This window comes from Micromonospora sp. ATLC16 (genome assembly GCF_057196645.1).
Map to the genome: position 1 here is coordinate 51,299 of NZ_JBXUOW010000027.1, position 22,008 is coordinate 73,306.

The following is a 22,008-nucleotide window of genomic DNA, read 5'->3' on the forward strand; positions in this document are numbered from 1 at the left end:
AGCGCGGATCGAGAGCGGCCCAAGCCCGAGCGGGTGGGCGACCCGCCTCCTGACCTCGAACCTGCCGATGACGTCTGAGCTGCCGAGATAACGCTCTCACAAAGATGGCCGGAGTGCTTGACGCGCTCGTGACCCAGCCGTAACGATGTATACACATGCCTCACGCTCGCACCGGCGACGGCGCGTTGAGCGGGCCGCGAGCATGCTCGGCTCCACCACCACCCCACCAGGCGTGATCGGCGCACGCCGTCCTCGAAAGGACCCACCGTGCGCAGATCTCTGAGATCGTGGCTCGGCGCCGTACTGAGCGCGATCCTCGTGACGGGCGGCATCGTCGCCGTGCCACCCGCGGCCAGCGCCGCACCCTTCACCGTGCTGGTCTTCAGCAAGACCGCCGGATTCCGGCACGGATCCATCGTCCCCGGCATCGCCGCCATCCAGCAGCTCGGCGCGGCGAACGGGTTCACCGTCGAATCCACCGAGGACGCGGCCCAGTTCACCGACGCCAACCTGGACCGGTTCGCCGCGGTGATCTGGCTGTCCACCACCGGTGACGTGCTCAACGCCAGTCAGCAGGCCGCGTTCGAGCGGTACATCCAGGGCGGTGGCGGGTACGTGGGCGTGCACGCCGCCGCCGACACCGAGTACGAGTGGCCCTGGTACGGCGGGCTGGTCGGGGCGTACTTCGCCTCACATCCGGCCAACCAGACCGCGACCATCAAGGTCGCCGACCAGGTGCACCCGTCCACCGCCTCGCTGCCGCAGCGGTGGACCCGGTTGGACGAGTGGTACAACTACCGCACCAACCCCCGGGGCAGCGTGCACGTGCTCGCCACCCTGGACGAGAGCACCTACAGCGGCGGCGACAACGGGTACGACCACCCGATCTCCTGGTGCCAGAACTACTCCGGCGGCCGGGCCTGGTACACCGGCCTGGGGCACACCGACGAGTCGTACGCCGAGCCGAACTTCCGTGCCCACCTGCTCGGCGGCATCATGAGCGCGGCCGGCGCGGCCGAGGCCGACTGCGGCGGTACCGTGACCAGCAACTTCCAGCAGGTCGAGCTGGCGAAGGGCGCGGCCGAGACGGGCGAGCCGATGAGCCTCACCGTGCTGCCGGACCGGGGCGTGTTCCACACCTCCCGCAACGGAGTCATCCGGCACACCGACGCGGCCGGCAACACCAAGGTCGCCGCCACGCTGCCGGTCTACACCGGCGACGAGGAGGGTCTGCAGGGCATCAAGGTCGACCCGAACTTCGCCACCAACCGCTGGGTGTACGTGTTCTACGCGCCACCGCTGGACACCCCCGGCGGCGGGGCGCCAACCACCGGTACGCCGGCGGACTTCGCCCGGTGGGACGGCGTCAACCGGCTGTCCCGGTTCACCGCCAACGCGGACAACACCATCAACCTGGCCAGCGAGACGCTGATCCTGGACGTGCCGACCAGTCGGGGCATGTGCTGCCACGTCGGCGGCGACATGGACTTCGACGCGGCCGGCAACCTGTACCTGTCCACCGGCGACGACACCAACCCGTTCGAGTCGAGCGGCTTCACCCCGATCGACGAGCGAGCCGGCCGCAACCCGGCCTTCGACGCCCAGCGCACCGCGGGCAACACGAACGACCTGCGCGGCAAGGTGCTGCGGATCAGGCCGAGCGCGGCCGGCGGGTACACCATCCCGGCCGGGAACATGTTCGCGCCGGGCACCGCGCGGACCCGCCCGGAGATCTACGCGATGGGCTTCCGGAACCCGTTCCGGATGAGCGTGGACAAGGAGACCGGCGTCGTCTACCTGGGCGACTACGGTCCGGACGCGGGCACCGCCGACCCCAACCGGGGCCCGGCGGGCAACGTGGAGTTCGCCCGGATCGACAAGCCGGGCTTCTACGGATGGCCGTACTGCACCGCCCGCAACGACGCGTACAACGACTACACCTTCCCGTCCGGCCCGTCCGGCCCGAAGTTCGACTGCGCCAACGGGCCGGTGAACGACTCGCCCAACAACACGGGCCTCACCCAGCTGCCGCCGGCCATCCCGGCCTGGCTGCCGTACGGCGGTTCCGGCTCCCCGCCGGAGTTCACCGGTGGCGGTCTGTCCCCGATGGGCGGCCCGGTGTACCGCTTCGACCCGGACAGCACCTCCGACGTGGCGTTTCCCGAGTACTACGACGGGACGTACTTCGCCGGTGAGTTCGGGCGCCGCTGGATCAAGAACATCAAGCTCGACTCGGCCGGCCAGCCGCTGAAGATCAACCCGTTCCCCTGGACCGGCACCCAGGTCATGGACATGGAGTTCGGCCCGGACGGCGCGCTCTACGTGCTCGACTACGGCACCGGCTGGTTCAACGGCGACGCCAACTCGGCCCTCTACCGGATCGAGTACGCCCGCGAGGGCAGAGCCCCACGGGCGGTCGTCGCGGCCACCCCGACCAGCGGCGTCGCACCGCTGACCGTGCAATTCTCGTCGACCGGCACGCTCGACCCGGACGGCGACCCGTTCACCTACGCCTGGGACTTCGACCGCAACGGCACCACCGACTCGACCGCGGCGAACCCCACGTTCACCTACACCACAAACGGCACCTTCACGCCGACCCTGACCGTACGGGACAGCACCGGCAAGGTCGGTACCGCGAGCACCGTCATCACGGTCGGCAACAGCGCCCCGGTGGTCACCGTGAACACGCCGTTGAACGGGTCCACGTTCAACTTCGGGGACGCCGTACCGTTCAGCGTCACGGTCACCGACGCGCAGGACGGCCCGATCGACTGCGCCCGGGTGAAGGTGAACTACGTTCTCGGCCACGACTCACACGGCCACCAGCTCAGCAGCGTGCAGGGCTGCTCCGGGGTCATCCAGACCTCGGTCGACGGTGAGCACGACACCGCGGCGAACATCTTCGGCATCATCGACGCCGAATACACCGACCGCGGTGGCGCCGGTCAACCACCGCTCACCACGCACACCCAGGCCGTCCTTCAGCCGCGGGTACGCCAGGCGGAGCACTTCGGCGACTCGTCCGGCATCCAGGTCGTCACCCCGGGCAGCGCGCACGGCGGCGCGGCGATCGGTTACATCGACAACAACGACTGGATTTCGTTCCACCCGTACAACCTGACCGGCATCCAGTCGTTCAGCGCCCGGGTCGGCGCCCCGGCGGACGGCGGTGGCACCCTCGAACTGCGGGTCGACTCACCCACCGGACCGCTCGTCGGTCAGGCGACGGTGGTACCGACCGGCGGGTACGGCACGTTCGCCACGGTCACCGGCGGGATCACCGCCCCGACCGGTACCCGCACCCTGTTCCTGGTCTTCAAGGGCACCGGACCGTACTTCGACATCGACGAGTTCACCCTCTCGACCGGCGGCGGCCCCGGACCCGACCCGGAACCGGGCGCCAACCTGGCCCGGGGCAAGCCGGCCCGCGCCTCCAGCGTCCAGGACGCCTTCGTCGCCGCCAACGCGTTCGACGGCGCGGCCGGCACCCGGTGGGCCAGCGAGTTCAGCGACCCGCAGTGGATCGACGTGGACCTCGGTGCGACGTACGACATCGACCGGGTCAAGCTGACCTGGGAGGCGGCGTACGGCAGCGGGTACAAGATCCAGACCTCGCCGGACGGGGTCGACTTCAACACCATCCGCACCGTGACCGGCGGCGACGGTGGGGTGGACGACCTCACCGGGCTGACCGGCTCCGGCCGGTACGTCCGGCTCACCGGCACCACCCGGGGCACCGACTGGGGCTACTCCCTGTTCGAGTTCGAGGTGTACGGCGACCCCAGCGGGCCGGGCGGTCCGCTGCCGGGCACCAACCTGCTGCTGAACAAGCCGACGTTGACGTCCAGCAGCGAGGGAGCCGGCATGTCCGGCGCCCAGGCGGTGGACGGCAGCCTCACCACCCGCTGGTCGTCGGCGTTCTCCGACCCGCAGTGGATCCGGGTCGACCTCGGCAGCCCGACCGCGATCGGCCGGGTCAAGCTGAGCTGGGAGGCGGCGTACAGCAGCTCGTACCTCATCCAGACCTCGAACGACGGCACCACCTGGGTCGACGTGAAGACGGTGACCGGGGCCGACGGCGGGGTGGACGAGCACACCGCGCTCGGCGCCAATGGCCGCTACCTGCGGATCTACGGCACCGCCCGGGGTACCGCGTGGGGCTACTCGCTCTGGGAACTGGAGGCGTACGCGAGCTGAACGGAACCACCACCACCGACGTGGCCGGCGGGGGAGGTCCCGTGCCGGGCACGGCCAGGTCTGGGCCGGACGCCACAGTGGCTCCTGCCCTGAGTTGAACCGTTCGGCCCGCCGGACCGTCATGCCAGAAGTTCCCACGAAAGGGCTTCGATGAGCTATCCAAACCAGGGCGGGTCGGACTCGGCGTTCCACGAGTCACCGCCGCCTCCGCAGACGGCACGGCAACTGGTCGCGGACCTCGGCTTCGAGGCGACCCGGGAGGCCCTGCCCTCTCAGGAGCGACGATCCTTCGACCAGGCGAATCCCCCGCGCACCGCCGACGACAAGCGCGCCGCCCTGCACCTGTTTACCCAGCTCACAGCTGCGCGCACCCGGATTGGTGACCCGACCACGACGGCCGCCGCGTCTGCGGTGGGCAGCTGGCCCACCAGACCGTCGAGCACCTCGCTCAGGCTGAACTGGTCTCCACCGCCCGCTGCTCCCACGGCTGCCTGATGCCGGCCGGATAGCAGGCTCTCGACGCACCGGCCGGACGGCCCGGTCCAGGGCCGCAGCGTGTGGTCGTCGTCGAGCGAGACCGTGTCGGCGAGGACGTAGCCGGTGGGTGGCCGCCAGTCTCGTTTCTTCGGAGGCGGGCTCGGGGCGACGATGATGGCCGCTGCGGCGGCCAAGCCGACAGCCGAGAGCCCGATCAGGCTGCCGACGGTCGAGCGGAATCTGACGCTGTCCATGAACCCCCTCCCAGCAGTCGAGGTCAGTCAGAGCGTCGGATCTTACGCATAAGCATCGCCCAAACCCCGTATCCAGAACCGACGTTGCCTGTGATCGCGCCGGCAGCCGAGCCTATGAACAGGGCGTTGGCGCAGTCAGGGCAGACCTGCCGGCCTGTGATGGTTTCCTTGAAGGGCTCACTCACGCGCCGACCGCAGTCGGGGCAGTCCCTGCCGGACAAGCCCACTTCTGCCTCCTTCGAAGGTTACTCATGAGGATACGACCGTCGCGCTCGCCGAGGCGCGCACCTGCTACCGCTTGCCGGCCCGGCGAAGACATTTCCGGTGCAGGTAACCACACCAGCCCGGCGATGAGTGGAGTGCCGGATCTGATGTCGATGCCGCCGGCGCAGCAGCTTCAGGTGGCTGCAGTGCTGGCGGCTGCCGAGTAGCGGTGCTCTCTTCTTCAGCGCCGAGCACGAGCGGGTACGGCGGCGGATCCGATGAAACCCGCCGTGGTTTACTGGCAGCATCGCGTATTCGTTCGGAGCGAGTTCATCCTCACCACGTTCGACCTGGACCAGTACGTCTACGCCGCGCTCGCGGCAGGAGCCAGCGGCTTCCTGCTCAAGGACGTGACGCCGGAGCATCTCGTCGCGGCCGTACGCATGGTCCAGGACGGTGACGCGCTGCTCGCGCCCGCCATCACCCGCCGCCTGGTACGACGCTTCGCCCGCCGTGATCCGCAGACGGCGACGCTGCACCGCGACCTGGCCACGCTGACCCGACGCGAGACGGAGGTTCTTCGCCTATTGGCTGGCGGCCTGAGCAACGCCGAACTCGCGGCGGCGCTACACCTAGCCGAGGCGACCGTGAAGACTCATGTCGCCCGGATCCTCGCCAAGCTTAATTTGCGCGATCGAGTTCAGGCAGTGGTGGTCGCGTACGAGACGGGCCTCGTCAGTCCCGGTTCGTCGGAGGAATGACTGATCTCGGGTCCAGCCGGCTGGTCACCTGGTGCTTGTGACGTAGTGGCTCCAGGCGGCGCGGCAAACTCCAAGGAAGTGGGGCAACCGGAGGCCGGCCGAGCGAAGGGGTACGGCCGCGTCGGGGCCGAAGGGGACACCGGCCCCGATGCCCTTGGCCGCCACGCCCACGCCGGGCACGATGACCACCAACCCACCTGCCAGCAGTCGCCGACCGCTGGGAAGCACACCGCGACCACTGCGATCAGCAGCCCGAGCAGGGGCTCGTCGAGGTCGCCCGGCGTCGGATCGGAACTCATACCGACGAGTTCGAAATCCGCGGGGCTCACAAACTGCCACGTCATCTGCGTGCCTTTCGTCGTCCGGTTGCCCAATCTCGTGTGGTGGGGGGGGGGGGGCGGGGGGGGGGCCGGCGCCCCCCCCGGGGGGGGGGTGGGGGGGGGGGGCCCCTCCCCGGGAGCGGGGGCCGCCCCCCCCGCCGCCCCCCCCCCCCCCCCCCCCCCCACGGGGTTGGGAGTGTGCAGGGGACACACGAGACGGCTGGGGCGCGACGTTCACGGCGCACATGCCCGCGCACACGGCGGGGTGTGACACTGCCCGTCGAAGGATGCACAACACCTACGTAAGGGATCGACGAGGTGAGCAGCGGGTCCTGGGGGATCGCCGGGGATCCGGTGACCGCCGACGCGGCCCGGGCCCTCGCCGCCCAGTAGCCAGGCTTCCGGGTCACCGGTGGACGGCCGGCGGCCCGGCACGCGTTGCTCATGCGACAGTGGAAGGAATCATGAAACACCCGGATTGGGCGGCGACGCTCGAACAGACGTGCCGCGAGGCGCTCCGATATCTCGACGAGACCCCGGACGGCCCGGTCGGGGCCGCCGCGGATATCCCGGCCTTACGGACGGCGTTGGGCGGCGATCTGCCCGAGCAGCCGCAGGACTCCGGTGCCGTACTCGCCGATCTGGCCCGGGCCGCGGCCCCCGGACTGGTCCGCACCAGCAGCGGCCGCTTCTTCGGTTTTGTCATCGGCGGGTCGACACCGGCCGCGCTCGGCGCCGACTGGCTGACCTCCACCTGGGACCAGAACGCGGCGCTGGCCCGGGTCGCCCCGGCCGCGTCGGTGGTCGAGGAGGTGGCCGGGGCCTGGCTCAAGGACCTGCTGAGACTGCCGGCCACGGCGTCCGCCGGTTTCGTCACCGGTGGTCAGGCGGCGAACCTGACCGCGCTGGCGGCCGCCCGCAACGAGGTTCTGCGCCGGGCCGGGTGGGATGTCGGCGCGCACGGCCTGCACCGGGCGCCCGCCGTGCGTGTCCTGGTGGGCGAGATGAGACACGACACCATCGATCGCGCCGTACGACTGCTCGGCCTGGGTGACGCGGCGATCGTCCCGGTCGACGCCGACGACCAGGGGCGGATGAGTGCTCCGGCGCTCGCGCGGTCGCTGGGTGCCGGCGGCCCGACGATCGTGTGCGCGCAGGCGGGTGAGATCAACACCGGCGCGTTCGACCCGTTCGGTGAGATCTGCGACCTAGCCCACGCGGCCGGAGCCTGGGTGCACGTCGACGGCGCATTCGGGTTGTGGGCAGCCGCCAGTCCCCGAACGCGTCACCTGCTCGCCGGTGCGGATCGGGCCGACTCCTGGGCGACCGACGCGCACAAGTGGCTGAATGTGCCGTACGACGCCGGTCTGGTCTTCTGTGCCGACGGCGACGCGCACCGCGCGGCGGTGCGGATGCGGGCGGACTACCTCGCGCACGGTCATGCCGGCGAGCGGGACCCGATGGACTTCGTTCCCGAATTGTCGCGCCGCGCCCGCGGTTTCCCGGTCTACGCCGCGCTGCGGGCGCTCGGACGGCGAGGCGTCGCCGATATGATCGCCGGCAGTTGTGCGCTGGCCGGGCGGTTCGCCGACGGGCTTCGGGCCGCCGACGGGGTACGGGTCCTCAACGACGTGGTGCTCAACCAGGTGCTGGTACGCTTCGGTACCGGTGCGGACGCGCACCGGCGCACGCTGGAGACGGTGCGCCGGGTCCAGGACGAGGGCACCTGCTGGGTGAGTGACACGGTGTGGAACGGTCAGGCCGCGATGCGCATTTCGGTCACCAACTGGTCGACTGACGAGCAGGACGTCGATCGATCCGTGGAGGCGATTCTACGTTGTTCTGAAGTATGAAGCCGTCGCACGAGGCCGAGGTTCGTCTGCTGGGCCGGCCGCAACTGCTGATCGGCGGCGTCGCCGTGCCGGCCACGATGCGGCGTAAGGGATGGTTGCTGCTCGCCGTGTTGCTGCTGGGCGAGCGGCCACCGAGCCGCCGCTCTCTGGCGGATCTGCTGTTCGCCGACGCCGCCGATCCGCTCGGCGCGCTGCGCTGGACGTTGAGCCGGATGCGACGGGACCTGAGCGGGCACATCGAGATCGACGATGACCCGGTCACCGTCCGGGTCGGGGCGTCCTGCCACGTCGACGTCCTCGACGATCCGCTCGACGGTGGGCTCGCTCCGCAGCAGGTCCTGCTGGATGGCGCGGACGGGAGTTGCGGACCGGATTTCGACCTCTGGCTGACCGCGGCCAGGCATGCGGTGACACGGCCACGGGCCGCGCCCGGGGAGAAGAAGTCCGCGTGCGTTCGCAGCCGGATGCACGCCGGACGGTCCGCGATGACCGCCGGGGCCGTCACCGCGGGGCTCTCCCATCTGCGGGTGTCGGCGCGGATGGCTGCCGACCAGCGCGACGAGCGCCTGGAGGCGGTGGCGTTGCAGGAGCTGGGCGGCAGTCTGGTGCACGGGGTGGCGGTCGGACTGCCGGAGGGCCGTACCGCGCTGACCCGGGCGGCCGAGCTGGCGCGCTGGCACGGTGACCACAGAACCGCGGCGGAGGCGCTACGCGACCTGGCCTATGTGGAGAACGCCGCCGGCCGCACCGGACCGGCCCGTACCCTGCTCGGTCAGGCGTCCGCGGCGGCCGGTGGTGACGCGTACGCGATGAGCGCCGTCAACGGGATCGCCGGGATGTTCCTGTCCGACCGCGGGGAGCATGCCCGTGGACTGCGCGCGCTGCGGCTGTCGATCGGGCAGGCCGAGTCGGCCGGGCGTACGCGGCAGGTGATCTGGTCGTCCTCGATCGCGGCCCGCTCGCTGATCCAGACCGGTGATCTCGCGGCCGCGCGCACCTATGCCGAGCAGGCCGCTCACCTAGCCGGACGGTACCGGTGGGAGTCGATGCGGCCGTGGATGGAGACGCTGCTCGCCGACCTGGACCTCGCCGAGGGCCGGACGGGCGAGGCCGAGCGGCGTCTGGACGACGCCTGGTCGATGAGTCTGCTGCTGGAGGACCGGTGCTGGCAGGCGATGGCGGCCCGGGGCATGGGTCTGGCGCATCATGCCCGCGGACGGGTGGACGACGCCCTGCGGTGGCTCGACAGGTCGGTCGATCTGGCCGCCGATCAGGATGACCAGTACGCCTGGATCTCGGGCTGGACCCAGCAGGCGCTATGCCGGGTTTCCGTCGGTGAGCGCCTGCCGCGTGCTCGTGCCGACGTGCGGGGGCTGGGTGACACCGGGCGCCGCAGTGCTCAACCTGACTTCGTCAGTGCGGCACGCCGTTACCTGAGCGCTCTCGGCTGACGAATTTTGTCGGGGCCAGCGCAATAGCGGTGAACGCCATTCGCTTGTTCGTGCGGGCTTCTCCTGGTGTGACAGTGGTGGACCGGTGGGAGTGGATGGCCGTCCGGACGGGAGATCGAACCGCCATCCACCCACTACGACGCGCCCCCGGTCGTGAAGTTCACCGTCAGGGGGCGACCGGCTCGCGGAGTCCGGCCAGCGCGTTGCTCCAAGCCACGGTCTGGTCCAGCACCGGGTTCAGGAACTGTTCGTGTGCCTCCGTGGGCCGGAAGACGCTGTAGTTCTCGAAGTCGGTGGCCAGGTGCAGGGCTACCTGCGCCTTGACGTCCGCCATCCCCAGCTCGGCCACCACACAGCGGAGGTGGTCGACGGCCCGGACCCCGCCGAACGCGCCGTAGCTGACGAAGCCGACGGCCTTGTTGGCCCATTCGGCACTGAGGAAGTCGAGCGCGTTCTTGAGAGCCCCGGAAGGCAGGTGGTTGTACTCCGGGGTGACGATGACGTACCCGTCGAACGAGGCCACCTTCTCGGCCCAGACCAGCGTGTGCGGCTGGCTGCCCGGGCCCATCGCTGGCGGTAGCGCCTCGTCCAGGTGCGGCAGCTGGTAGTCGAGCAGGTCCACCAGCTCGTACTCCGCGTCGGTGCGCTTGGCGGCGACCTGGTGTACCCATGCCGCGACCTTGCCGCCGACACGACCCGGTCGCGTGCTGCCGACGATGATTCCGATCTTGGTCATGACTGCCTTTCATTGCCTCGTCAACCAAATTTACGGCTAACGACTTGGTACGGGATAGCGGAGTGACCCGCGTCGGTCATAAGGGTGGCCGTGCGAGACGATCATGATCGTGACGTCAAGACCAGGTCACACGGCTTGTCGTATCGTATCCCCTCCTAACCCGCATCCCGCGACGCAGAGTGGCCGAGCTGATCGCCGAACTGGCCGAGCCCACGGCACCCGAGCCGTCGGCGGGATCCGTCCGCTGCTGGCCGCCCGGGTTCGCCCTGCCCGTCTGCAACGCCGAGTCAGTGCCCGTGACTGACGGTGAACGTGGTGTGATCCGCGTGACCCACGAGGCGTACGTCACCCGCTGACAGCGTTGGGCCGATTCGGTGCGGACCTGGCCCGTGCGGTCAGCGCTCGTACCTGCGCCGAGCGTCCGTGACGGTCTCCGGTTTGACCGCTCCGCGCCGCGCTAGCACCTCCAGGGCGGAGACCACGATCGACTGCGGGTCGACGCCGAAGTGCCGGCGGACCGCCTCGCGGGTGTCGGACAACCCGAACCCGTCGGTGCCGAGCGAGTGCCAGTCCTGCGGCACCCACCGGCTGATCTGGTCCGGAACCGAACGCATCCAGTCGCTGACCGCGAGCACCGGCCCGGGAGCGCCGTCCAGAGCGCGCGTGACGAAGGGGGTTCCGTCGGCGGTCAGGGCGTCGCGGCGAAGCTCGGACCAAGAGGTGACCGACCACAGGTCGGCGGCCACACCCCAGTCCTCGGCCAGCAGGCGGCGGGCTTCCAGCGCCCAGTGCACGGCGGTGCCGGAGGACAGCAGCTGCAGGTGCGGCGCGTCGGCCGGAAGATCCGTCAGGCCGTCGTCGGGCAGCCGGTACATGCCCCGGCGGATGCCCTCCTCGACATCCTCGCCGACCGGCATCGGTGGCTGCACCTTCGGCTCGTTGTAGACGGTCAGGTAGTAGAAGACGTCCTCGGCGGCCGGCCCGTACATCCGGCGCAGGCCGTCCCGGACGATCACCGCGATCTCGTACCCGAACGCCGGGTCGTACGCGATGGCGGCCGGATTCGTCGAGGCGATCAGATGCGAGTGCCCGTCGGCGTGCTGCAGGCCCTCACCGGTCATCGTGGTGCGCCCGGCGGTGGCGCCGACCAGGAAGCCCCGGCCCAACTGGTCGGCGAGTGCCCACATCTGGTCGGCGGTGCGCTGCCAGCCAAACATCGCGTAGAAGATGTAGAACGGGATCAGCGGTACGCCGTGTGTGCTGTATGCGGTGGCGGCGGCGGTGAACTCAGCCATCGACCCGGCCTCGGTGATGCCCTCGTGCATGATCTGCCCGTCGACGGCCTCGCGGTAGAACAGCATCGAGTCGCGGTCCACCGGGTCGTAGTTCTGGCCGTTGGGCGAGTAGATGCCGACGGTCGGGAACAGCGACTCCATGCCGAAGGTCCGCGCCTCGTCGGGCACGATCGGCACCCAGTGGCGGCCGGTCTCCGGGTCCTTCATCAGTTCCTTGACCAGGCGGACCAGGGCCATCGTGGTGGCGATCGCCTGCTTCCCCGAACCCTTGGCCTGCGCGGCGAACGGCTTGTCCGGGGCGTCCGGCAGCGCGACCGCGTGCAGCCGGCGGACCGGGGCGGGACCACCCAGGGCGGCACGGCGTTCGTGCAGATAGCGGATCTCCGGCGCGTCCGGGCCGGGATGGACGAACGGCACCAGTTCGCTGTCCAGCTCGCGGTCGCTGATCGGGAGTTCGAGCAGGTCCCGTAGCGAGCGGAACTCATCGCCGGTCAGCTTCTTCATCTGGTGGTTGGCGTTGCGCGAGGCGAATCCCGTACCCAATGTGTGGCCTTTGATCGTCTGAACCAGGACCACCGTCGGCGCGCCGCGATGCTCGACGGCCGCGCGGTAGGCGGCGTAGACCTTGCGCGGCTCGTGACCGGCGCGCGAATCGTGGAAACACGCGGCGATCGCCGGGTCCGTCAGCTCGGTGGCCAGCCGCGCCAGGGCTGGGTCGGCGCCGAAGAAGTGCTCGCGGATGTAGGCGACGTCGCGGGCGGCGTACGTCTGGAACTGCCCGTCCGGGGTCTCGCCGAGCCGCCGGACCAGGGTGCCGGTGGTGTCGCGGGCGAGCAGGTCGTCCCAGGCGGTGCCCCACAGCGCCTTGACCACGTGCCAGCCGGCCGCCCGGAACTGGGCTTCCAGCTCCTGCACGATCCGGTGGTTGGGGCGGACCGGGCCGTCGAGGCGCTGCAGGTTGCAGTTGATCACGAAGGTCAGGTTGTCGAGTTTCTCGCGGCCGGCCAGTGCGAGTGCGGCGGTGGACTCGGGCTCGTCCATCTCGCCGTCACCGAGGAAGGCCCAGACCCGCGAGGCGGAGGTGTCCTTGAAACCGCGGTGTTCCAGGTAGCGGTTGGAGCGCGCCTGGTGGATCGCCGACAGCGGGCCCAGTCCCATCGACACGGTGGGGAACTCCCAGAACCAGGGCAGCCGGCGCGGGTGCGGGTACGACGGCAGGCCGTCACCGCCGGCCTCCTGCCGGAACCGGTCCAGTTGTCCCTCGGTCAGCCGGCCTTCGAGGAAGGCGCGGGCATAGACGCCGGGCGACGCGTGGCCTTGGAGGAACAGCTGGTCACCGGAGCCGTCGCCGTCCTTACCGCGGAAGAAGTGCTGGAAGCCGACCTCGTAGAGCCAGGCGGCGGACGCGTACGTGGAGATGTGCCCGCCCAGGCCGAAGCGGCTGCCCCGGGTGACCATCGCCGCGGCGTTCCAGCGGTTCCATGCCGTGATGCGGCGGTCGAGGTCCTCGTCACCGGGGTACGCCGGCTCGCCGGATGTCGGGATGGTGTTGACGTAGTCGGTCCACAGCGGCGGTGGCAGCAGCAGACCGGATCGGCCGGCGTGCTCCAGGGTGCGGCGCAGAAGATACGTCGCCCGTTCCGGCCCGGCGGCGGAGACGACCGCGTCGAGGGAGGCGATCCATTCCGCGGTCTCTTCCGGATCACGGTCGTAGATGTTGTTCACCAAACCCACCTGCCTTGATCGATGATCGATCAAATGCTACTGCGTCAGGGCCCCCAATGCCAGGGTTCACACCTGTGGCGCACATCCAAGAACATGTTGTTCGACCAACTCGGCCACTCCGGGAGCCCGCGCGCGGAAGGCGTCCAACACGGCCTGGTGCTCATCGGCGTACGAGCGGTGACTGGCCCCCAGCCAGCGGATCGCCAGCGTCGTCCACACCTCGACGCCGAGCGACTCCCACGTGTGCAGCAGCACCTCGTTGCCCGCGGCGCGCACCAGCTCCCGGTGAAACGCCACGGTGTGCCGCACCTGGGCGGCCGAGTCACCGAGCCGGTCGGCCTCCCGCAGCGCGGTGACCGCCGTCTCCAGTACCACCGAGCCGGTGGCCAGGCGCGGCGCGGCAATCGACGCCGCGACCCGCTCCAGACCGGCCCGGACCGGATAGATCTCCTGAAGGTCGGTCTTCGACAGCGGCCGCACCCGCACGCCCTTGTTTGGCGACGACTCGATCAGCCGCAGCGCCTCCAGCTCGCGCAGCGCCTCCCGGATCGGAGTCTGGCTGACCTGCAGCTCGGCCGCGATCCGGCGCTCCACGATCCGCTCCCCCGGTTTCCACCGCCCAGAGACGATCCCCTCGAGGATGAACTCACGAACCTGGGTGGGCAGGGGGTGAACGACCGGCAGGCTCACGGGCACTTCCTCACAACGGGCAGGCACGATCACCTTACTCGGCCAATATCTTCCTCCTGGTTCTCCAGGTTGCACCTCCAGCAGCTCCGCGAAGTCGTCGAAGCGTTCGGGCGCGGTCGCCGAAGATGAGCCGGTGGTCAGAAACACCCGTAGCAGATTCACCGGATGCTCCGGCACCGTCGAGTCGGCCGGGCTCAGCCGATGGACACCGGCGGTCCCCGCGGCCAGGCCGGCCCGGCTCCGCACGCACCCACCTACAGCGAATGGTCCGCAGTGCGCCTTCGACGGCCGCCTTCAACAGGAGTCCACGGGCGCGGTGGACGAACGGCGAGATCCGTCGACCCGGTCAGGCCCGCCAGTAGTCGTTCGCGGCGGCAACCGTCTGGAAGTTGACCGCCACCACGTGCGAGCTGGCGATCAGGGCGTCGAAGTTCTCGGCGTACTCGGTGCGCAGTCGCTCGCGGATCTGATCGTCGGGCTGGGTCTTCTTGACCCCGACGCGGGACAGCTTGATCGCCAAGTCGAAGCCCTCCTCCGGGGTCGCGGTGATCAGGCCGGGAAGCCAGGTGGCCATGGGAGTCCTCCTAATATCGTGTCCGACTAAGTCGTACACGATCTTATTGCATCGGGCTAGTTTTAGGCCATGGAAATCGTCCGCGAACTCCGCCACGCCCGCCTCGGTGACCAGCTCTGCTTCGCGCTGTACTCCGCGTCCAAGACCGTCGGCGCGGCGTATCGCTCGCTGCTGGCACCGCTGGGCCTCACCTACCCGCAGTACCTGGTGATGCTGGCGGTCTGGGAGAACGACGGCTTGACGGTGGCCGAGGTCGGTGCCGAGGTCGGGCTGGAGACGTCAACACTCTCACCACTGCTCAAGCGGCTGGAGCAGGGCGGCTTCCTGATCCGGCGACGCGACGGTGCCGACGAGCGAGTCGTCCGTCTCCACCTCACCGCGGCGGGCGCCGACCTGGAACGCGAAGTCGCGATCGTCCGCCGGCAGGTCGAGACGGCCACCGGCCTCACCGACGCCGAGTTCGCCACGCTGCGAGCGACGCTGCTGCGCCTGCACGACACCGTCAGGGCACGGACGGCGGTCACGGCGCACCTTCGCCCAGCGCACCGAACTGTCCCAACCCCAGAAGGCCCTGCTCACCAAGCTGAAGATCGCCGAGCCGCCCAGGATCTTCGACGCCACACCCGCAACCGCCTGACCGGCAACAACACAACCACCTAGTGACACGCCCCGTCACCGGGCCTACCACTGTTTACCCAGCTCACAGCCAAGATCCGCCGCCTATACCGACGCCGAGCTGCGGAACGCAGGACACACGCCGCGGGGAAGCCACCCTGGTACACGCCCTGGCCGCCCACTACCGGCAGCGCGGAGTACAGGTCGACTGCACCGGCGAGCCGGCCCGCACCAGCCCGTTCATCGAAAGAGCTGGAGGTGCCAGATGGTCTCGGCACCCCCGAACGCGTCGACTGGATCGCCCGGCAGGTCGACCCGCTTCTCGCTGGTCAGCCAGCTACCCTCCGCCAGCGTAACCGCACCACCGACCCACCCCGTTGACGTACTACTCCTGCTCACCCACGCCGACCAGGTCCTCCTCGCGCTCCGCGACGGCACCGGCTACGCCGACGGACAATGGAACCTGCCCAACGGCAAACTCGAACCCGACGAGGACGCGATCAGCGCCATCATCGGCGAAGCCCGATGCAGAAGGAGGTCCCGGCGGACGTCGTCAGCGTTGTCGATCAGACGGGTGTTCACATCGGCCACATTCGGCTGGCAGGCAGGCGTGGCTGAAGGTTCTCACCTTCGCCGCGCTGGCGATCATTTCCACCGTTGAGGGTGAGGTGGTCTTCGTCCGGCAGCAGCGCGGCCCGTACCCGGCATGGCTGCTGCTGGCCGGCAGCAAATTCAGTTCGGAAAGTCCGCGCAGGACGCGGCCCGCCGGGCAACGGCCCAACCGGGTCGGTAGCCGAAGCGGACGACTCAGGGACTCGCAGGTCAGATCCTTGACGGCGGCCTGCGGCGGGGTGAGCATCAGGGGTGCGGTCCACGCATCGGGCCGTGTCGGGAGCCAGCGAGGTGATGGTCCGCGCGCTGGCCGGCATTCCCCGGCGGCAAGGTGGAACGCCCGACAGCGGCCGGGCCCGCCTCGATCGCGGACCTATCAATGAGACGTGTCGTCCCGAACCCCGTGCTGGGGCGGGGCGCGGCCACTTCCCCGGACGGGAAGTTCGAGGGCCTGCGGTGTACCCGCGTGCGACGTGGTCACCGCGCCGATGAAACGCCGCTCACTCGCGTCCCTGACGTGCGCGCACGCCCCTGAACCTCTGTCGGTAGCGACTGGCGTGCGCGCATGCCGGTGCTTCCCGGAGGGAGGTGCACACCATGCCGGAGGAGACCCCGATGACCCGTGAGGCGGCCGACCGGATCCGCGAGGCGGCCGAGCGAGACCCGCACTCGCCGACTGCGCAGGACGGATTCCCCGACCGCGCCGATCGGGCCGTCGACCGCAACGAGGACCAACAGGACCCAGAGGAGGAGTAACCCCACGCCATGGTGTGGGCGGTGTTGCCGAGGTAGGCGTGGGGCGTCTTCGCCGAGCAGGACGTCGCGGACCCAGTGGATCTTGTTCTCGATGCCCCAGTGTCCGCGGACATGGGCGGCGATCTGAGTTGCGGTGCAGGTCAGGCTGGTGACGCCGTGCAGGATGTGTTTGCTGACGCGTTGGCCGTCTGGGGCGTAGGTGTCGCGGCGGATCCGGAAGACCTGTGCGGCGCCGGGGAAGTCGACACCGTCGGCGGGTGCGGTCCAGATCGTGCGGACGATCCGGTGGCCGTTGCGATGCTCGGTGCTGGTTGCGGCGGCGGTGCAGGGCGTCGCGGCGGGCAGCCGGTCGGTGATCGCGGTGAGCAGGGCGGGCCGGTTGGCTTTGACGGTGAAGACGTATCTGGCCCGGCGGTCGATCAGGTAGGCGGCGGTGTCGTGGCTGGGGTGCGCGGCGTCGGCGGTGATGGTCATGCCGGTGATGTCGAGTCCGTCGAGCAGGGCGGCGATCTGGGTGACCTCGGTCGTGTCGGCCGGGACCTTCACCTGTGCGACGACCACGGCGGTGTCGTGGCGCATCGCGGAGAACAGTTGCACGTCCAGACCGGTGCTCGTGCCGGGGCGGGTGTTGCGGACGGTCTTGCCGTCCAGGGCGAGCCCGGTGCCGGTGGGCTGGTCGAGCAGAGTGGTGAGCCAGGTGCAGATCAGCCGGTCCAGGGCCGCGGCGTCGACGGTCTCGGTCAACCGGCGCAGGGTGTCACGCCCAGGTGGGATCCGAATGCCCAGCACCAGATGCCGGCGGGCGCCCGCGGCGTCGAGCAGCGGTTGCGGGAGCTCGGCCACTCGATCGGCGGCCTGCCGAAAGTCACGTGCCCCGCATAGCAGCGCCATGGTCAGAACCGTCAGCACCGCAGCAAGAGGATGCCGGATACCCTCGGCTTGCGCGGATCCTTGACCTGCGAGAACACCGCAGCCAGCGCGGCGACCGGCCCGAAGCCCGACTCCCCGGCCCGGTTCGCGACGACATCGGCAACCGCATGCGAGACTGACACCAGCGGCCTTTCTGGTAGACGACGGTTGGCGTAGAAAACCGCCATCGTCTACTAAGGAAGGCCGCGCCTGACCGTCGGGGTCGCTCCATCACCAGGGAAAACGAAGATCAACTAACTTTGCTTTGGCTCTGATCACGACCCCGTGAATATCCAGGGTCGGCGCCGTGCACGCCCTCCTCCCGGCGGGCCCGCCGGGCGACCTGGGACACGTCGACACCGAACGGTTCGAGCCAGTGGGCGACCGCCGCCCCGATCGAAGCGGCCCCGACGACCAGGACGTGTGCGCCGCTCAGTGCCCGGGTCGCCGCCGCGTCGGTGTCCGCCCATCGGGCTTTGCGCTGCGCGAGCACGAAGTCCGGCAACCGGCGGTAGGCGGCCAGGATCGCGCCGGTCACCCACATCTCGGGCGTCAGGGTGTGCATCGGCTGCTGGTTCATGAAGGATGGCCCCCAGAATCCGATACCGGCCGGGTCGGACGGCAGGTCGGCCGGACTGCTCGCCGTCTCGAACTCGACGTCAACGAAGGTGTGCGCGAGGAAGTCACGGCCGGACTGGTGGGTAACCCAGATCTTCACGGTTCCACGCCGCGTGGCGACGATCATCGTTCGCCCGCGTGACGACGGTTACCACCATGACGCTGAACCCTGACCCCGATACGTACGTTGATGGGTGATGACCTGTGATCCGATGGGGGGCCGACCTGTGGGTGACCTGTACGACCGTCTGTTCAAGGACACCAGTGTTCAGCACGGGCTGCTCGGCGAGCTGCGGCGCGACCATCCGGTGACACCCGTCGACCTGCCGCACGGCGGCCGGACGTGGCTGGTCACCCGATACCGCGACGTGCGGGCCCTGCTCGCCGATCCCCGCCTGGTCAAAGACGGCATGATCAACCCCGCGGGGGTGCGGGCCACCGCCACCGAAGCCGAGTTTCGTGCTACCGAGACCCACATGCTCGGCGCCGACCCGCCCGACCACGCCCGGTTGCGGCGGCTCGTCGCGGGCGCCTTCACGATGCGCCGGATCGAGGGCGTACGCGCTTTCGTCGAGTCCACCACCGAACGCCTGCTGGACGCCCTGCCCGGGGACCGACCGCGGGACCTGCTCGCCGAGTTCGCGGTACCGCTGCCGGTCGCCGTCATCGCCGAACTGCTCGGTGTGCCGGACGACGACCGGGCCGCTTTCCGGGAGTCGACACTGGTCATGACCACCGGCCGGTACAGCGAGGTGCCAGCCGCCCGCTCCGCCCTGCTCGGCTACATCCGGGAGTTGATCGCGTGGAAGCGCCGCCACCGCGACGCCGGCCTGCTGTCCTCCCTGATCGGCGCGTACGACGAGGGCGGTGACCGGCTCAGCGAGGACGAGTTGACCTCGACGGTGATCCTGCTGCTGGTCGCCGGGCACGACACAACGGTCAACCTGATCGGCAACGGGGTGCTGCACCTGCTCACCGACCGGGAACGATGGACCGCGCTGGCCCGGCGACCGAAGACGGCCGCGGCGACGGTCGAGGAGATCCTGCGCCTGGAGAGCCCACTGCTGAACGCCACTCACCGGATCAGCACCGAGGACATCACCATCGACGACCGGATGATCCCGGCCGGATCACGGTTCCTGTTGTCGCTGCTCGCCGCCAACCGGGATGAGGCCGACGGCGCGTCGGCTGCCTCGCACGTGGCGTTCGGGCACGGCATCCACTTCTGTCTCGGCGCCCCACTCGCCCGGCTGGAGGGCCAAGTCGCGCTTGCCGCGTTGACCGCCCGCTATCCCCGGGCCGAACTGGCCGTCGGGTTCGTGCCGCACTGGCGCCCCGGAATCCTGATGCACGGCCTGCGGAGCCTGCCGGTGATAACTGAGCCGTGACCAGCGGCGACGCTTCTCAGGAGCACCGGCCGATGCTGCTGGGGCCGGTCCACCGTCTGCTCGGCAGCCTCGCCGACGCCGAGGACGTCGTGCAGACGGCTTGGCTGCGCTGGGCGCGGACGGACCGGTCGGTGATCGAGTCACCCGGCCGGTTCCTGGTAACCGTGGTCTCCCGGCTGGCCATCGATTTGACCTGGCGGGCCCACCACCGACGCGAGGCCTACGTCGACCCCTGGCTGCCCGAACCAGTGCGTACCGGCGACGAACCACTCGACGACATCATGCGGCACGAGACGCTGTCGCTGGCCATGCTGCGGATGCTCCAGCAGCTTGACCGCCCCGGAATGCGCGGTGTACCTGCTACGCGAGGCGTTCGACCCGCCGTATCGCGGCACCGGCGACATTCTCGGCCTGACCGAGGCGTACGCCAGGCAGTTGCATCCGCCCTGCGCGCGATGTTGGACGCGCAGCGCGTGCCGCGTGGCCACCCGCCCGGGCCGATGCTGCTGGTCGGCGACCTGCGTGCTCCCGGACCGATAACCCCGAGACAACCAGCCCGCCTGTACGTACGAGGCCTGGCGCTGTGCCTCGCGTCGGTGGACTGGGGCAGCGGGGCCACCACGATGTCTGCGAACCTGACCAGCGTCTGGTACGATAGCGTTTTCCCTCCCGTGCCGAACGGCCGGGACTGGAACCGACTCGTCGGCCGGGCTACCGACCGCATCGCCCACTCGTACGAACAGCTCGTCAGCGCGTACAACCACTTGCCCATCGGGGAGGAAACCGATGACCATACCCACCGCCGAATCCCGTCCCGACGACCGGGCCCCGGCCTATGTGCTGTTCCGGCGGCTCGGCAAGAAGGTGCTGCGTCCCGGCGGCGCCGCACTCACCGCCGAACTGCTGTCCCGGGTCGAGGTGACCGGCGGCGACGTGATCGAACTCGGCCCCGGCCGGGGTGCCACCGCGCGCACGATCCTGCGTCGCCGGCCCGGCTCCTACCTCGGTGTGGACACCGATCCGGGCGCTGGTCTGCCGGGCGAACGCCTGGTCGTGGCTTCGGCGGCGGACACCGGACTGCCGAGCGGATCCGCTGACGCGGTGGTCGGCGAGGCGCTGCTGTCGATGCAGAGCGACGACGTCAAACGCCGGATCATCACCGAGACGGCCCGCTTGCTCCGGCCAGGCGGGTTCTACGCCCTGCATGAGTTGGGGCTCACCCCCGACGACCTGTCGGCCTCTCGCCGCGACGCGGTCCGCCGCTCGCTGGCCCAGGCCACCCACGTCAACGCCCGGCCGCTGACCGTACCCGAATGGAGCGCGTTGCTGCGGGAGTGCGGCCTGGTCACCGAATGGGTGGGGACCGCGCCGATGGCCCTGCTGCGCCCGGCCCGGGTGGTCGCCGACGAGGGCCTGCCGGGCGCGCTGCGTTTTGTCGGCAACGTGGTCACCAACCCGGTCGCCCGGCGGAGGGTGCTCGCCATGCGGCACGTCTTCGCCGAGAACCGGGACGTGCTGACCGGGGTCGCGATCATCGCCCGCCGGGACTAAGGCACCGGTCAGGACCCGGGGGAGACCGCGGTCCGCAGCTGCTGGAGCGCGTAGTGCGCCCGGGACTTGACCGTGCCGACCGGGACCCCCAGCCGTTTCGCGGTCTCGTCGCTGGTCAGACCGTTGAAGTACAGCTCGAAGAGGACGTGGCGCTGCCCCTCGGTCAGGGCGTGCATCGCCTCCCGCATGGAGTGCAGCGCCAGCACCTCGTTGGTGGTGTCGTCCCGGTCCGGCATCCGGGTCAGATCCAGCAGGTTGATCTCGGTGGGCCGGGCCTGCCGCCGGCGGACCGCGTCGATCGCGATCCGCCGGGCTACCTTGAACAGCCAGCGCCGTGTGTTCTCGTGCTCGGTCGGCAGGGTGTCCAGGTTGCGCCACGCCCGCAGCATCGTCTCCTGCAGCAGGTCCTCGGCCGCATACTGCTCGCCCTTGGTCAGTCCGGTCAGGAACCGCAGCAGCGCGTGCAGCGCGGTCATCCGGGCCTGGGCGTTGTTGCTGAGGGTGTTGACCAGGGCTATTGCGTAGTCGGTTGAAGGGTGTTTGAGCTGGGGTTTTGGGTGGGGAGTCCGCGAGGTAGGGGTCCATGTAGGACGGGTGCGACCCGTTGGTGATCATGGAGTTTGCGAAGACCTCATGACCCAGAACAGGACCGCACCCGCTGATGCCATCATCACTCACCGAGATCCTGCGGCCGCACCGACCCACCGGATGCCTTCACCAGCCGTGGTAACCGATAGCGACCATCACAGCCTGTTCGTGGCACTGGCTGGCGTGCCTGACCCGTGATCCACGAGGACGGCGCTATCCGCTGGTGAGCGTCCTCTCGGCGGCGGTCTGCGCGGTGCTGGCCGGGGCGTGCACGTTCGCCGCGGTCACCGACTGGGTCCGCAACCAGGATCGATCGGTACGGAACCGGCTCGGGTTCACCGACCGGGTTCCCGCCGCGACGACAGCGTGGCGCCTGTTGATCCGCATCGACGCCGAGGTGCTGTCGGCGGTACTCGCCCGCTGGCTGAGGG

The 22,008-nt window shown here is 69.8% G+C and carries 15 protein-coding genes and 3 pseudogenes; 9 read left to right on the forward strand and 9 right to left on the reverse strand.

Features of this window, described 5'->3' with window-relative positions; genetic code table 11:
• Nucleotides 1-267 precede the first annotated feature (267 nt).
• Nucleotides 268-4,200 (forward strand): ThuA domain-containing protein, encoded by a 3,933-nt coding sequence (locus tag AC2CHE_RS13965; protein ID WP_484505324.1) that lies wholly within the window; start codon nt 268-270, stop codon nt 4,198-4,200.
• A 272-nt stretch (nt 4,201-4,472) separates the two neighbouring features.
• Here AC2CHE_RS13965 and AC2CHE_RS13970 read toward each other — a convergent pair whose 3' ends face one another.
• Nucleotides 4,473-4,931 carry a hypothetical protein gene (locus tag AC2CHE_RS13970; protein WP_484505325.1) on the reverse strand — a complete coding sequence of 153 codons (459 nt, stop codon included), beginning with the start codon at nt 4,929-4,931 and terminating at the stop codon, nt 4,473-4,475.
• A gap of 536 nt (nt 4,932-5,467) precedes the next feature.
• Here AC2CHE_RS13970 and AC2CHE_RS13975 point away from each other — a divergent pair.
• The 3 genes and pseudogenes from AC2CHE_RS13975 to AC2CHE_RS13985 form a co-directional block, all read left to right on the forward strand.
• Nucleotides 5,468-5,896: pseudogene (locus AC2CHE_RS13975) on the forward strand (LuxR C-terminal-related transcriptional regulator); the annotation flags it as partial.
• A gap of 784 nt (nt 5,897-6,680) precedes the next feature.
• Nucleotides 6,681-8,069 (forward strand): pyridoxal phosphate-dependent decarboxylase family protein, encoded by a 1,389-nt coding sequence (locus tag AC2CHE_RS13980; protein ID WP_484505326.1) that lies wholly within the window; start codon nt 6,681-6,683, stop codon nt 8,067-8,069.
• Nucleotides 8,066-9,520, forward strand: a complete 1,455-nt coding sequence (locus tag AC2CHE_RS13985; protein ID WP_484505327.1) for a tetratricopeptide repeat protein — start codon at nt 8,066-8,068, stop codon at nt 9,518-9,520. Before AC2CHE_RS13980 ends, AC2CHE_RS13985 begins: the two co-directional genes overlap by 4 nt.
• Before the next feature lie 166 nt (nt 9,521-9,686).
• Here the strand turns inward: AC2CHE_RS13985 and AC2CHE_RS13990 are convergent, their stop codons facing one another.
• The 4 genes from AC2CHE_RS13990 to AC2CHE_RS14005 all read right to left on the reverse strand — a co-directional run bounded on the left by AC2CHE_RS13990 (nt 9,687) and on the right by AC2CHE_RS14005 (nt 14,540).
• The gene (locus tag AC2CHE_RS13990; protein ID WP_484505328.1) at nt 9,687-10,256 is read right to left on the reverse strand and encodes an NADPH-dependent FMN reductase; all 570 of its coding nucleotides are present in this window, start codon (nt 10,254-10,256) and stop codon (nt 9,687-9,689) included.
• A 395-nt stretch (nt 10,257-10,651) separates the two neighbouring features.
• Entirely contained in the window at nt 10,652-13,285 is a 2,634-nt protein-coding gene (gene aceE, locus AC2CHE_RS13995; RefSeq protein ID WP_484505329.1) for a pyruvate dehydrogenase (acetyl-transferring), homodimeric type, read from the reverse strand.
• A gap of 57 nt (nt 13,286-13,342) precedes the next feature.
• Nucleotides 13,343-14,212, reverse strand: coding sequence for a GntR family transcriptional regulator (locus tag AC2CHE_RS14000; protein ID WP_484505330.1), 870 nt, complete (start codon nt 14,210-14,212; stop codon nt 13,343-13,345).
• A gap of 100 nt (nt 14,213-14,312) precedes the next feature.
• Nucleotides 14,313-14,540: a hexameric tyrosine-coordinated heme protein gene (locus AC2CHE_RS14005; RefSeq protein ID WP_484505331.1), complete on the reverse strand. Its 228-nt coding sequence runs from the start codon at nt 14,538-14,540 to the stop codon at nt 14,313-14,315.
• Nucleotides 14,541-14,609: 69 nt separating this feature from the next.
• On the opposite strand from AC2CHE_RS14005, the pseudogene AC2CHE_RS14010 reads away from it, so the two are divergent.
• Nucleotides 14,610-14,918: pseudogene (locus AC2CHE_RS14010) on the forward strand (MarR family winged helix-turn-helix transcriptional regulator); the annotation flags it as partial.
• 1,326 nt (nt 14,919-16,244) lie between these two features.
• Here AC2CHE_RS14010 and AC2CHE_RS14015 read toward each other — a convergent pair.
• The 3 genes from AC2CHE_RS14015 to AC2CHE_RS14025 all read right to left on the reverse strand — a co-directional run bounded on the left by AC2CHE_RS14015 (nt 16,245) and on the right by AC2CHE_RS14025 (nt 18,150).
• The gene (locus tag AC2CHE_RS14015) at nt 16,245-17,432 is read right to left on the reverse strand and encodes an ISAs1 family transposase (RefSeq protein WP_484505332.1); all 1,188 of its coding nucleotides are present in this window, start codon (nt 17,430-17,432) and stop codon (nt 16,245-16,247) included.
• A complete protein-coding gene (locus tag AC2CHE_RS14020) occupies nt 17,426-17,620 on the reverse strand; it encodes a hypothetical protein (RefSeq protein ID WP_484505333.1) in 195 nt (64 codons plus the stop codon). The genes AC2CHE_RS14015 and AC2CHE_RS14020 overlap by 7 nt, the downstream gene beginning before the upstream one ends.
• A gap of 62 nt (nt 17,621-17,682) precedes the next feature.
• Nucleotides 17,683-18,150, reverse strand: a complete 468-nt coding sequence (locus tag AC2CHE_RS14025; protein WP_484505334.1) for an NAD(P)-dependent oxidoreductase — start codon at nt 18,148-18,150, stop codon at nt 17,683-17,685.
• 112 nt (nt 18,151-18,262) lie between these two features.
• Between AC2CHE_RS14025 and AC2CHE_RS14030 the strand changes: the two genes are divergently transcribed.
• The 3 genes and pseudogenes from AC2CHE_RS14030 (at nt 18,263) to AC2CHE_RS14040 (ending at nt 20,989) form a co-directional block, all read left to right on the forward strand.
• Nucleotides 18,263-19,438, forward strand: a complete 1,176-nt coding sequence (locus AC2CHE_RS14030) for a cytochrome P450 family protein (RefSeq protein ID WP_484505335.1) — start codon at nt 18,263-18,265, stop codon at nt 19,436-19,438.
• Nucleotides 19,435-19,629, forward strand: a pseudogene (locus AC2CHE_RS14035) (sigma factor); the annotation flags it as partial. The gene AC2CHE_RS14030 and the pseudogene AC2CHE_RS14035, both read left to right, overlap by 4 nt.
• Before the next feature lie 595 nt (nt 19,630-20,224).
• The gene (locus AC2CHE_RS14040) at nt 20,225-20,989 is read left to right on the forward strand and encodes a class I SAM-dependent methyltransferase (RefSeq protein ID WP_484505336.1); all 765 of its coding nucleotides are present in this window, start codon (nt 20,225-20,227) and stop codon (nt 20,987-20,989) included.
• 8 nt (nt 20,990-20,997) lie between these two features.
• Here the strand turns inward: AC2CHE_RS14040 and AC2CHE_RS14045 are convergent, their stop codons facing one another.
• The gene (locus tag AC2CHE_RS14045) at nt 20,998-21,465 is read right to left on the reverse strand and encodes a sigma-70 family RNA polymerase sigma factor (protein ID WP_484505337.1); all 468 of its coding nucleotides are present in this window, start codon (nt 21,463-21,465) and stop codon (nt 20,998-21,000) included.
• A 335-nt stretch (nt 21,466-21,800) separates the two neighbouring features.
• On the opposite strand from AC2CHE_RS14045, the gene AC2CHE_RS14050 reads away from it, so the two are divergent.
• Nucleotides 21,801-22,008 (forward strand): transposase family protein (locus AC2CHE_RS14050; protein ID WP_484505338.1); only part of this gene is annotated, 208 nt, incomplete at its 3' end.